Below are 13,451 nucleotides of genomic sequence, written 5' to 3'. Positions count from 1 at the left end.
TTTTAAAATACCTACACATTCTAATACCAATTTCATTATTTTACAATAGCAAACACGAACTTCTTGTCAAAATTAATGCTATTCGTTCGATTTATTTAAAATTTCAAACCTTTTAACGCATCTTGAAATGGATTGTTCTCTAAGCCATCATTGTTATTCATATATTTTTTTAAATCTTTTTTGTTTACTTTATCTGATTTTTTATTTTTATGACGTTTATCCATTTGTGCTTGTGTTTCAGTATGTCCGCACACACAACGATATACTGCTTCTTTTCCTTTTCCAAACAACATCATTTTTTTATGGCAATTTGGACAACGCGCATTGGTTTTTCTTTGAATATTCTTTTTAGTTTTACATTTCGGATCCTGACAAACCAGCATTTGTCCATTTTTAGTTTTAACTTTAATCATAAATTTGCCACATGTAGGACATTCCGTTGTGGTTAAATTATCGTGTTTATAATTCTGTTCGCTTTCTTTTATTTCACTGACAACTTCATGTGTGAAATTTTTCATCTCAGATATAAATTGATTGGCATTATATTTACCTTGTTCTATTAAAGATAGTTTTTCTTCCCACTCAGCAGTTAATAGCGGAGATGTTAATTTTTGTGGTGCAAGCTCTAGTATTTGTTTTCCTTTAGAGGTAACTTTGATTTTACCGTCACGTGATTCGATTGCATTCATATTAAATAATTTTTCAATGATATCTGCTCTAGTCGCAACTGTTCCAATTCCACCTGTTTCTTTTAATGTTTCATTATATTTTTTATTGTTTAATTTAAAGAATTTTTGTGGGCTTTCCATCGCTTTTAATAATGTACCTTCATTAAAATATGAAGGTGGCGTTGTTTCATGGTGCTCAATTTTAGCTTGTGTGATATGCAATTTGGATGATTTTGTTAATTTTTCTATTTGCTCGTTTACTGATGCTTCAGTTTCATAAATCGCTTTAAACCCTAATTTTTTAGTAATTTTATCTTTAAATTCGAATTTATATTTCTCACTTACAATTTGGATTGATACAGCCTCGTATTCGTGTGGCGGCATAAGATTTTCTAAAAATCTTTGAGCAATCATCAGATAAATTTTTGTTTCACGTTGGGTTAGTTGATTCATATCTGGACGTACTTCTGTTGGAATAATTGCATGGTGGTCTGATACTTTTTGATTATTTATAAATTTTTCATTTATTGAAAAAGATTGTGTTAATTGTTTTTTTGCAATTTCTTTTAACGATGTGCCCATGATAGCTTGTATTCTATCTTTTAGTGTATTTACCATATCATCAGTTAAATAATTAGAATCTGTTCGTGGGTATGTTACTAGTTTATGTCTTTCATACAAAGTCTGTAAAACATTCAATGTTTCTTTTGGACCATAGTGATAACGTTTGTATGCCTCTTGTTGCAAGTCTGTTAAACTGAACAGTTTAGGTGCATAGGACTTTTTATGTTTTTTATTTATACTTTCAATCAAACCGTCTTTCTCACTGATTTCACTTTTTATCTTTTCAAAAACTGATTTATCATTATTTGACTCTGGCGTCACACATTGGAATGTAAGCCCCCCAGCAACAATATTCATTTTAAAATAAGTTTGTGGAGAAAAGTGATTAATTTCGTTTTGTCTCATTTGAACGAGTTGTATCGTCGGTGTCTGAACTCTACCGAGAGACAATTGTGCATCATATTTCGTAGTTAATGCACGCGTCGCATTGATACCAACAATCCAGTCTGCCTCACTTCGAGCAAGTGCTGCATAATATAAATTGTTAAATTTACGACCATCTTGTAATTTTGAAAAGCCATCTTTAATTGCTTTTTTTGTTACTGAACTAATCCACAACCTTTTAATCGGTTTCTTATTATGAGATTTATCCAAAATTAAACGCGCAACAAGTTCACCTTCTCTACCGGCATCTGTTGCAATAATAATATCTTTTGTGTTTTTGTTATTGATTAATGATTGTACAATAGAAAATTGTTTTTTGGTCTTACTTATGACAACCGTCTTCATACGGTTAGGTATAATAGGGAGATCGTTAAGTTTCCATTCTTTATAATTATTATCATATTGTTCTGGCGTAGCATTTGTAACTAAATGCCCCAATGCCCAAGTCACAATATATTTATTATTTTCAAAGTAACCATTACGTTTATCATTTATATTCAATGCTTGCGCAATATCTCTACCTACAGAAGGTTTTTCTGCAATAATGAGTGATTTCATAATTTCGTCCTTTCAGTTCAATGATATTCTTATTGTAACATGTATATAGCACATCAAAACTTCCATTTACATGAAAAAGTTCTTATAATTAACTTAATAGTTCATCATATGGAGGTATTATATGAAAACAACAAATCCGAACGATGTCGATCAAATCTTGGAATTTTTGAATAATGCTAACTATCAATCTGCTTCTTATTTGTACAAATTACCACAAATGCATAATGATATTAGGTCTGTTATTACCAATGCAATACAGGATCCTGGTGTATTTGCACAAGTGAACAATCAAGATGAAATTACAATGTTACTTTTAGCTTTAAAGTACGAAGATAATAAATATAAAGTATTAGGCCCATTTATACGCAAAAATATTACGCCTACTATCGAAGAAATGACACAACTTTTTGATGCTTTAGCTCAAAGTAAACCTGATACTGCAAATTTTAATTTTTCTTTTGAAGAACATGAACAAGAATACTTGCCGTTTATGAAATCATTAGGTGCATCCTATAGCTTTACTGACTACTATCTCATTTCTACAAAAGATATTGGAAATGTTGGTAATGAACAAAATATTATTGAATATCAACCTGCGTTCTACCCTTATTTTAGTAAATTACATGATCAAACATTTAAACATGATGTAATGACTGCTGATGAAATTGTAAAATCATTAGATGAGTACCATCGCCTATTTATATTCATGTCTGAAGGATTATTAAAAGGTTATTTATATCTTGAAATCGCTGAAAACAACCATATAGCTGAAATCAAATACTTTTCTTCGCACTCTGATTACAGATTAATGGGGATTGCTTTTGATTTACTATCATATTCTCTACATTTTGCTTTTTCAACTTTTGATATTGATAAGATATATTTTAAAATACGCAGTAAAAATACTACACTTGTTGAGCGTTTCAACGAATTAGGTTTTAACATTAATTATGAATATAAAAAATTCAAGTACGTAGCGGCATACATTTAAATTATAAGTGTTTTATATTTTTACATTTTTAATATCCATATAGACTTTTTAAAAATTAAAAAGCTGAACTGTAATCTAATATTTTTACTATTCGATACCTTTACTTTAAAATGAGTGTCTAGGGCAATCTTCAGTGATTGTTTTATAAAGGGAAAGTAAAAATAAATAGAGAGTGAGTGAAGCTTAATTATGGATTTATTAATTGCCCTGCTCCCAGCATTATTTTGGGGAAGTGTTGTTTTAATTAATGTACTCGTTGGTGGTGGCCCTTACAATCAAATCAGAGGGACTACTTTCGGTGCACTTATCATAGGTATCTTATTATTACTTACTGGCAATACAAAATTCGATGACCCCATCGTCATTATTGTAGGTTTAATATCTGGTGCTTTTTGGGCATTAGGACAAGGTTATCAATTAAAATCAGTCAGTTTAATTGGCGTATCTAAAACAATGCCAATTTCAACAGGGTTACAACTTGTAGGTACCACTTTATTTAGTGCTATATTTTTAGGTGAATGGAGTACTGGCACACAAGTAATTCTTGGCTTAGTTGCAATGATTTTACTTGTTGGCGGTATTGCGCTTACTTCAATTAAAGGTAAAAATGAAGCTTCAGAAAGTACGAAAAACTTTGGTAAAGCAATTCCTATCTTGTTAATTTCCACTGTAGGTTATGTCGTCTATGTTGTAGTTGCACAAATTTTTGGTGTTGATGGTATGAATGCCCTATTTTTCCAATCTATTGGTATGGCAATAGGTGGATTAATATTATCAGCTAAACATGAAACTACGATTAGAAGTACAGTTTGGAATCTAATACCTGGTGTCATATGGGGTATAGGAAACTTGTTTATGTTCTATTCACAACCAAAAGTAGGTGTGGCGACAAGTTTCTCATTTTCACAATTATTAGTAATTGTTTCTACACTTGGTGGCATTTTTCTTTTAGGTGAACGAAAAGATAAACGTCAGATGATAGGCATCTGGACAGGTATCATTTTAATCGTTATCGCTGCATTTGTTTTAGGCAATATTAAAGCTTAATCAAGTATTATAAAACTATATTCGACTAAACACTTTAATTCATCAAAATTTATGCCGAATAACTAGGAGGAATTTTAAATGTTTAAAGATTTAGCAGGAAAAGTAGTCATTATTACTGGGGCTGGTAGTGGTATTGGAAAAGCCATGGCAGAGCAGTTTGGTGAAGAACAAGCGAATGTCGTATTAAACTACAGATCCGAACGTCATATGGATGCTATAGAAGCCTCAATTAAATTAATTGAAAATGCTGGTGGCAAAGCATTAAAAGTTCAAGCAGATATCTCTAAAGAAAATGATATTGATCACCTCATTCAAACTACTGTAAATCACTTTGGTACATTAGATATCATGATTAACAATGCCGGATTTGAAAAAGCAATCCCAACACATGAAATGCCTTTAGATGAGTGGCAAAAAGTAATTGATATTAACCTAACAGGTGCTTTTTTAGGTTCCAAAGCCGCAGTTAATCAATTTCTCAAAGAGAATAAAAAAGGTGTTATTCTTAATACTTCAAGTGTACATGATAAAATCCCTTGGCCTAACTATGTGAATTACGCTGCTAGTAAAGGTGGTTTAAAATTAATGATGGAAACAATGTCTATGGAATATGCTCAATATGGCATCCGCATTAATAATATTTCACCAGGGGCAATTGTAACGGAACATACAAAAGAAAAATTTTCAGACCCAACAACACGGGCAGAAACATTAGAAATGATTCCGGCAAAAGAGATTGGTGAAGCAAATGAAGTCGCAAATGTAGCAAGATTTCTTGCCTCTGATTTAGCAAGTTATATTCATGGAACTACCATTTACGTTGATGGTGGAATGACTAATTACCCCGCGTTTATGGGAGGTAAAGGATAAAGTCATCACGCCAATCCAAACACATGCATTTGATCATTAATACTTATGCTCGATATTTAAGGGTCCGGGACACCATTGATATGTCCCAGACCCTTATTTTTTATATTCAAATCGTTTCATAGTCTTCCAAAAATCAATTAAACAAATAACGCTTGATATACATACAATATAATAATGCTAATTAAAATCGTTAAATTACTCACCATTCCAACGAGTGGCAAAGTCTTATACTTAAATTGAATGGAATAAGGTATAATAGCAACACCTACTGGTAATAACCAAGCAACTTGTAGTGTTGTTTTAATCATATCATTATCAACTGGTAAAAAGAAGTAAACGAGCAATCCTGCGATGATTCCCAATCCATAATGTAAACCTAAATACTTTAAAGCAATAGGCAAGAAGCGTTTATCAATACTAAAGTTGAGCATCAAACCTAATAATATCATTGAAAGTGGCATATTAGCGCCAGATAGTACAGAGAAAAATTTAATTACAGGCTCTGGGAAGTGTATATTAAGCATATTTAATATAAACATAATGATATATGTCATTAAAGGAACCGATTTAAGTAAATTCTTTCCTAAATATTTATAATCAAAATTATCACCTGCACTACTGAAATAACTGCCAACAAAGTATGTAACACCAAACATAATCATTGCGCCACCTATATCTGCCATTCCAAAATATATCATTCCTGTTTTAGGCCATATCGCTTCTACAAGTGGATAAGCAAATAAACCAATATTTAGCGAAGCTGTCATCATGCCAACTGTTCCACGTATGTGATTGTCATATTTTAAGAAAAACCAAATCACGATGACCTTAGCGATAACACCATACAATATCATCATTATCGGTAATATTGATAGTGACAAATCTAAACTTGCACCATTTAAATTAACAATCACTAAAGAAGGTAATGTTATGTTTAATACGAGTGTTGAAAAGACTTGACTATCGTTAGCTTTAAAGTAATTTATCCGTTTGAGTACATAGCCTAATGCAATGAGTAATATAATAATGATAAATTGTTGGGTCACATTATTCCTTCTTTCATCCAATCATCTGTTTTCATTCTATTTTCATACTTTAACATAAGTGGCAACCATTTTAGAAGCTTTCGAATCCATGTTATAATTCAACTAATATACGAAATGCTTACATTAAACAAAAATGGAGGTAATTGAATGGATTTAAATGATAAATTAGCGGAACTGAAATATGATTATGTTAGATTACAAGGAGACCTCGAAAAAAGAGAATCAGTTAATCAATCTGTGGATCCTTTAATAAAACAACTTGAAAAAATAGAGCAAGAAATGTCAGAGGTACGTTCAGAAATTAGACAAAAAGAAAATAAATAACATCCTAGTAAATCAATAACTTACATGCTAAGATTAAGGGCGAACATAGAAAGGATGTAATAAATGCAACTGTATCTTATATTTTTGCCAGTGTTATATTTAATCGTAAGTTACATAAGTATATTTAAAATGAACACCATTATAACGCGTATTTTACGTATTATTATGTCTTTACTTTTATTATTCGTGGTAGCTATTACAACATTATCGTTCCCAGCAATCAATTGGTGGGTCTTTATTGTCCTACTGCTTATCATAGGTAATGTAGAAATTACAGCTTTCAAAAACGGCAAAAAAGACCAAAAAGCCGTTCAAATTTTAAATATAATGAGCGTTATCTTATTTGTAATTTATGTTATTTTGACTTTAGTTTTATATTAAAAACCACTATTTTAAAATACTGTAACGTCACACATATAAATCAGCCCCGACAAGATTTCTGATTAAAAGAAACTTATCGGGGCTGATTTTATATATTCAAACACGTGCTCATATATATAAGTACGGACATACAAAATCCACAAAAAGCATGTCATCTCGTATGTCCACATTTTATTTTACTTTCTTTTTCTCAAGATTTTTGACTTTAATGTAAATAATATTTCATATATTACTGGTACAACAATTAAAGTTAATAAGGTTGAAGAAACCAATCCACCTACTACAGTCGCTGCCATACCTTTTGAAATAATAATAGAACTGTCTTGACCAAATAACATTGGCAGCAACGCACCAATCGTTGCTAATGCTGTCATAAGTATTGGTCTGATACGCGTTCCTCCTGCTTCTAACAGTGCCGCTTGCATTGCCATACCTTGATGTTGTTTATTAATCACTCTATCAATTAACACAATTGCATTGGTTACAACAATACCAATTAGCATAAGCATACCAATCATGCTAGGTACAGATATTGTCTCGCCAGTCACCACTAATGCAACCACTACACCTATCACTGTATATGGCAATGAGAATAATATGGTGAAAGGTGCCAAGGCGCCTTTAAATGTTAACACAAGTACTAAATAAACTATAATAATTGCTGCTAACATCGCCATAGATAATTGTGTTACTGCATTTCCTATATCTTCATTTGCCCCTCCCATGTTGACGTCTACGTTATTCGGCTTATCTATTTTATTTAACTGTGACAACACTTTCTGTGAAGTCCCGCCAACATCATCATTTGTCACTTTTCCGGAAACTTTTGACGTATAGTCTCCTGCTTTAGTTTCTATTTTGTTTGGCGTCGTTGTTTTTTCTAATTTTGCGATATCACTTAATTCAATAGATTGACCAGTAGCTGTTTGTATTTTAGTATTTTTAAGTTTTTCTTCTGTCCAATCCGTTTCTTTATCTTCTTTAATTTTCACATCTATCGATTTACCATTTTCCTTTACGGTTGTGACACTTTGCTCAGGTGTATTCTGATTTAATGTCATGGCTAATTGTGATGCAGACAAACCATAATTGGAAGCTTTATTTTGATCGACTTTGATATTATATTGTTCGTATGTTTGAGATAAATCAGACTTAACATTAGCAATGCCATGAATATGTTTCATTTCTTTTTCGACTTTATTGACAGTTCCTTTGATAGCATCAACAGATGGACCAGTAACAGTGATTGCTAATTCATTATTTGTACCACCTGTACCCATATCCTGATTTGCCCAATCTCCAGGATGATGATATTTGTTGATATGTTTTAATACTTTATCTGGTTCTTCATCAAAGTTAGGTGTATCACTCTCATATTCAACCATGATAGCCATACTATTTGAACTACCTGTAGGATCCGTTGGCGTTGCTCCACCTACAGAGTACTGAACTGTTTTCACCTTATCTTTAGTGTTCAAGTATTTTTGTACTTGTTCGGCATGTGCTAATACACCTTGCTCTGTCTCACCTGGTTCAGGAGTGTAAGTTAATGCCATGAATTTATCTTCTCCAGTTGAGATAAAACTAGTCCCTAGTTTAGCGGCCCCTAAACCGATACTAGCGATTAAAATGATTGTACTTAAAATCATTACAATCCATTTGTGCGCTAATGACCAGCGGAGTATACGTTTATATCCTCTTCCTACCAGACCTAATGTTTCTTCTCTCTGTTGTTTGACACCTTTTTTGAAGAAAGTAGCACTTAAAGAAGGTACGATGGTAATCGAAACAAGTAAAGAAGCTAGTAAACTAAATGCAATCGCTAATGCAAATGGCCTAAACATCTCACCTACTGAACCATTGACAAACGCCAATGGTAGAAAAACTATAATAGTAACGATTGTCGACGACATTATCGGTTTAAACACTTCACTCGTCGCACTAATAATGAGGTTGTTACCAGTTAGTGTTTCTTTTTTATCTGATAAACGTCTATAAATATTTTCAACTACAACAATTGAATCATCGATCACCCGACCTATCGCAACTGTTAACGCACCAAGTGTCAATATATTTAACGACACATCTGTTAATTTCAATGCAACCATTGCAATTAATATAGACATCGGTATCGAAACGACTGAAATTGCTGTTGTTCTAATATTTCTTAAAAATAATAATATAACAATTATGGCAACAATCGTACCGAGTGCTGCTTTTTCAATCATTGTATACAGCGAGTCTTCTATTGGTTTCGCAGTATCCATAACTTTAGTAGCTTTGATATCTTTATTGTCTTTGGTAAATTCATCAATTTCTTTTTTCGTATCTTTTGCTACTTTAACAGTATTGGCATCTTGTGCTTTCGTCACTTGTACATTGACTGCATCTTTGCCATTTGTTTTAGAAATAGATTGTCGTTCATCACCAACTGAAATATTTGCAATGTCTTTGAGTTTAACAGAAGGCATGCTATTTTCACCGTCTTGATCATCTGAGGTAGGCATTGCTGCTGCCATGTTACCTCCTTGTGATGAACTTTGGTCACTCGTACTTTGACTTGCATTTTCATCGTTGTTACCTTGAGTGCTCATACTTGAAGCTGATAATGGAATCTCAAGGTTTTCCAATGCACTTATTGAAGTAAATTGGCCATCAACCACTACTGACTTTTCAGTTTTACCGAACTGGAATAAACCTAACGGGGTTTCACTTGTGGCACCCTTTAAGAATTGTTCCACACTATCTACAGTCAATCCTCTGTCTTGTAATTTTTCCTGATCAAATTTAATTGAAACTTCTCTAGATGTTTGTCCATTCAATTGTGCATTTTGTACACCATCGATTGTTTGAAGTTTAGGTAGTAACTGATTGTTAACTTTTTTTGTTGTATCTTTTAAATTATTATCCTTTGTGGTAAAAGAATAAGCCACAATTGGAAAAGCATTCATTGAATTCCTTGTTAAGTCGGGGTCTTCCACACCATCATCAAACTTAATTTTATCAAGTTCTTTTTTTAAATCGTTTTCTGCCTTATCCATATCTGTGCCATTTTCATATTCAACAGAAACCATAGAAGCATTTTGAATAGATTGTGCATTAACATTTTTCACACTTGCCATTGACCTTATTTGGTCATCAATTTTATCACTAATTTCTTCCTTCACCGTTTCTGGTGTAGCACCAGGCATGGTTGTTTGTACTGTAATCACTGGTGGCTCAACATCAGGTAATAATTCAAGTTTCATTTTTGCACTTGAATACACACCACCTAAAATGACCAGCAATACCATAAGAAAAATTGCAAACTTATTTCCAAGTGAAAACTGTAATAGTTTTTTAATCATATCTTTTCTCCTCTCAATTAGCATTTTAATGCGATACTTCATTTAATTTCATTACGCTTAATTATATATGTATTTTCTAAATTCATAAAAAATGCACGTTATAAAGTTTAAGTTGCATATTAAAACTTTATAACGTGTCTACTTTTTTACAAAATCACAAACAAAACTACTAACGTTTTAATTTACGTGAAAGTTTTATTTTAGCTTTAGTCAATTTAGGTTTAACATTTTCAATAACTTGATATAATGGTTTATTTAACACATAATCAAATTCACCTATTTTTTCACTTAAATAAGTTCCCCATACTTTCTTAAATGCCCACAATCCATAATGGTCTGATTCCTTATCGGGATCATTATCTGTGCCACCAAAATCATATGTTTTAGCACCATGTGCTCGAGCGTATTGCATCATTGCAAATTGCATGTGATGATTTGGCAAGAAGTCTCGATAATCATTTGATGACGCGCCATACAGATAATAAGATTTATTTCCAGCAAACACAAGCAATGCACCTGATAAATATAATCCTTCTGGGTGCTTAGCTTCTAAAGCTTCCATCTCATTGATAAGTTCTTGCGTTTTTTTCATTTTATTGTCAGCATCGTTTATTTTATTTAATGTCTTTTTATCTTGTTTTTTTTCAGCTAGCTTTTCTTTTTCCTTTTCTAACTGCGCTAAATCTTGGCGTAAATCCTTAAGCACGGGTTTAGGCTCTAATTTCACTAAGAATAATTCTGCATCTCCATCGGGATGTAAAGCATCATATATATTTTGGAAATAGCTAATATCTCTCGTTAAAAAGCCATCTCTTTCACCCGTAATTTTCATTAATTCGGCAAATGTTTTCAAACCTTCTCTATCAGAACGTTCTACTTTCGTACCACGTTTTAATGCCAATCTAACTTTTGAACGATTACGTCTTTCAAAACTTTGAATTAAAGCGTCATCGTTCTTATCAATCGGTGTTATCATTGTCATTCTTGGTTGGATATAATCTTTCGAAAGTCCTTCTTTAAACCCTTTATGTCTAAAACCTAATGCTCTTAGATGTGTAAGCGCATCAGCACCATTATCTACTTCAACATCAGGGTCGATTTTTATTGCATAAGCTTTTTCTTCTTTTGCTATCTGAATTGCGTATTCTAGTAATGTTTCTAATGCGAGTTTATTACTATAATCTGTTACAAAACCTCTTGAAATATAGCATAGCGTATAAGGCAATTTAGGAACCTTTTTAAATAATAACTGAGCCACTCCTAAAATCTCACCATCTTCACCTACTGCGATACGCTTTGAGTACCAGCCAGTCAATCGCTTTGTTTCTGCCCATTTTGTTAATTGTAATAGATCACCTTGCGGATGCGCTTTAACAAATGCATCATGAGCTTGATTTGTTATATTCATCTTTTCCATAAAAACTGATATCTCCTTTTACCATTACATACTTTGTTATTATACATTGCTTCACACATTCTTTCACATCATTTCCTATTATTTGCTATAATATGATACGAAATGAGGTGTTCTAGTGCGTATCATTATATTGTCATTACTCTTTTTAATCAATTTAATTTTTGTAATCCAAACATTTAGTACAACGTTTAATGTTTCATATCTAAGTTTAAGAATCATTCTCGCTGTTTTTACATTTGTAGCAACAGTGTATTTACTACTTTTATCTAATAAAAATAAATGGGGAACTTACTTAACTATTTTAACACTAATCACTTCTGTGATACACATCGTCGTTATTGCACATAGTATGTATGTTTACATTTACTAATCCGCTTCAACTTTGTACTTAAGCCCTCTAATGATTAAAGTGTACGGTGAAGTTGTATGATCGTCTTTCAAAGTAACCGCTTTATAACCTGAATACTCACCATCGTATATACGATATACAATATCATCGTTTTTCAACTTTAATGTTGTGAACGTTTCTGTATCATTCACGACTTCCATCCCAAACCACTGTTGCCATTTTTCAACCGTATGTGTTCTTTCTGTACTATTAATTTCAATCCCCTTGATACTAAAGGCGTTTTGCCGTAATGATGTTAGCTTTTCTTCTCTTGTTTCAATATTTTCATTCCATTGAATAAAAAATGGCGGTTTAACTCTATAATCTGGATCAGCTATATATAACAAGCGCCATGTAGTCTTTTCTCCTTTAGTATTTTCCCTTTCCATTTCTACAGGACCTATAACATCTATATTTTGTGCTTCAAGTTTTTCTTTTAGTTTAGTAATATCTTGCGTTTGAAATGCTATTGTTTTCAGTCCTTGTTTATACTGATCTTGAACGATTTTTGAAGGAAATGAGACTCGACCTTCTTCACTTTTGACAATTTTTTGCAATTTTTCTGGTTTATAAATATCCAGTAATTCAATGTAAGCATTATTTAAGTACGCTAAACGATTATATGTGCCTAATTGATCATGCTTACCACCTTGATATAGTGTAAATAAATGGCCTGGGAATTTGAAATTATCTAATTGTTGTACATAATGAACGATATGATCTAATTTTAAATCTTGCATACCTTGATCCCCCTATTTTTTCTTTATATTTATTCTAACAAATTGTTTAAGCGTTTACTTCCGATAACCTATGATTACGATTCAATTTACTTTTGTGAAATCATATTTATATAATGATTAAAAATCATATTTTAAAAAATAGCTATTGATTTCCTTGGCATAATAGACTAAAATATAACTTGTTTAAAAATTAAGTTAGCTTTGCTAACTATTTTCGGAGGTGTGCATTCATGCAAAATAAATTTGTCTTTGATAATATCATTGCAATTTATAGACCATATACAAAACTATTCCAACCCATCTTTGAATCATTTGATCTCTATCCTGCACAATGGCTCGTTTTAAAAGATATCTCCTATAATACCCCAACCACTTTAGTACAAATTTCAAAACGACGCTCTATTGAAAAACCGACCACAAGAAAAATATTAAAAGTGCTTTCTGAAAAATCTTTATTAACTGTAGAAACAGGTACCGATAAACGAGAAAAATGGCTTTCACTTTCTCAAAAAGGAGAGAATCTTTATAAAAGCATTAGTACTCGCGTAGATAAAGTGCAAGATGAAATCATTAAAAATACAGGTTTGTCAGATTCAGAACTGGAGCATATCACACAATCAATACAACTTATTCACGCGAAAATTTTAGAGAAAGAGGAGTTTTAAC

Annotated in this window: 12 protein-coding genes; 7 read left to right on the top strand and 5 right to left on the bottom strand. The window is 32.1% G+C overall.

The window, feature by feature from the left end; all coding sequences use genetic code 11:
• Positions 1-95: 95 nt before the first annotated feature.
• The gene (locus JG554_RS03460) at positions 96-2,234 is read right to left on the bottom strand and encodes a DNA topoisomerase III (protein WP_070037670.1); all 2,139 of its coding nucleotides are present in this window, start codon (positions 2,232-2,234) and stop codon (positions 96-98) included.
• A 121-nt stretch (positions 2,235-2,355) separates the two neighbouring features.
• Here JG554_RS03460 and JG554_RS03455 point away from each other — a divergent pair, with 121 nt between their 5' ends.
• From JG554_RS03455 to JG554_RS03445, 3 genes are all read left to right on the top strand, one after another.
• Entirely contained in the window at positions 2,356-3,225 is an 870-nt protein-coding gene (locus JG554_RS03455; protein ID WP_070037667.1) for a GNAT family N-acetyltransferase, read from the top strand.
• A 189-nt stretch (positions 3,226-3,414) separates the two neighbouring features.
• Positions 3,415-4,272, top strand: a complete 858-nt coding sequence (locus JG554_RS03450) for a RhaT/GlcU family sugar-proton symporter (RefSeq protein ID WP_046208430.1) — start codon at positions 3,415-3,417, stop codon at positions 4,270-4,272.
• Positions 4,273-4,350: 78 nt separating this feature from the next.
• The gene (locus JG554_RS03445) at positions 4,351-5,142 is read left to right on the top strand and encodes a glucose 1-dehydrogenase (protein ID WP_064209382.1); all 792 of its coding nucleotides are present in this window, start codon (positions 4,351-4,353) and stop codon (positions 5,140-5,142) included.
• A 137-nt stretch (positions 5,143-5,279) separates the two neighbouring features.
• On the opposite strand, the gene JG554_RS03440 is transcribed toward JG554_RS03445, so the two are convergent.
• Positions 5,280-6,188, bottom strand: a complete 909-nt coding sequence (locus JG554_RS03440) for an AEC family transporter (RefSeq protein ID WP_070037665.1) — start codon at positions 6,186-6,188, stop codon at positions 5,280-5,282.
• A 147-nt stretch (positions 6,189-6,335) separates the two neighbouring features.
• Between JG554_RS03440 and JG554_RS03435 the strand changes: the two genes are divergently transcribed.
• The gene (locus tag JG554_RS03435; protein ID WP_164987263.1) at positions 6,336-6,512 is read left to right on the top strand and encodes an SE1832 family protein; all 177 of its coding nucleotides are present in this window, start codon (positions 6,336-6,338) and stop codon (positions 6,510-6,512) included.
• 63 nt (positions 6,513-6,575) lie between these two features.
• Positions 6,576-6,893, top strand: a complete 318-nt coding sequence (mspA, locus tag JG554_RS03430; RefSeq protein ID WP_046208433.1) for a membrane stabilizing protein MspA — start codon at positions 6,576-6,578, stop codon at positions 6,891-6,893.
• A 176-nt stretch (positions 6,894-7,069) separates the two neighbouring features.
• Here the strand turns inward: mspA and JG554_RS03425 are convergent, their stop codons facing one another.
• A complete protein-coding gene (locus JG554_RS03425; RefSeq protein ID WP_070037662.1) occupies positions 7,070-10,240 on the bottom strand; it encodes an efflux RND transporter permease subunit in 3,171 nt (1,056 codons plus the stop codon).
• A gap of 169 nt (positions 10,241-10,409) precedes the next feature.
• Entirely contained in the window at positions 10,410-11,657 is a 1,248-nt protein-coding gene (locus JG554_RS03420; RefSeq protein WP_046208435.1) for a lipid II:glycine glycyltransferase FemX, read from the bottom strand.
• 115 nt (positions 11,658-11,772) lie between these two features.
• Between JG554_RS03420 and JG554_RS03415 the strand changes: the two genes are divergently transcribed.
• Positions 11,773-12,027, top strand: coding sequence for a hypothetical protein (locus JG554_RS03415; RefSeq protein ID WP_073343811.1), 255 nt, complete (start codon positions 11,773-11,775; stop codon positions 12,025-12,027).
• On the opposite strand, the gene JG554_RS03410 is transcribed toward JG554_RS03415, so the two are convergent.
• The gene (locus JG554_RS03410) at positions 12,024-12,785 is read right to left on the bottom strand and encodes a VOC family protein (protein WP_070037659.1); all 762 of its coding nucleotides are present in this window, start codon (positions 12,783-12,785) and stop codon (positions 12,024-12,026) included. The two genes, JG554_RS03415 and JG554_RS03410, sit on opposite strands and share 4 nt — an antisense overlap.
• 230 nt (positions 12,786-13,015) lie before the next feature.
• Here JG554_RS03410 and JG554_RS03405 point away from each other — a divergent pair, with 230 nt between their 5' ends.
• Positions 13,016-13,450 carry a MarR family winged helix-turn-helix transcriptional regulator gene (locus JG554_RS03405; RefSeq protein ID WP_070037656.1) on the top strand — a complete coding sequence of 145 codons (435 nt, stop codon included), beginning with the start codon at positions 13,016-13,018 and terminating at the stop codon, positions 13,448-13,450.
• The last annotated feature ends 1 nt before the right edge of the window (position 13,451 follow it).

This window comes from Staphylococcus sp. 11-B-312 (genome assembly GCF_016743055.1).
Lineage (GTDB): Bacteria > Bacillota > Bacilli > Staphylococcales > Staphylococcaceae > Staphylococcus > Staphylococcus ureilyticus.
The sequence above is the reverse complement of the archived record's forward strand: the minus strand, read 5'-3'. Positions and strand labels throughout refer to the sequence as shown.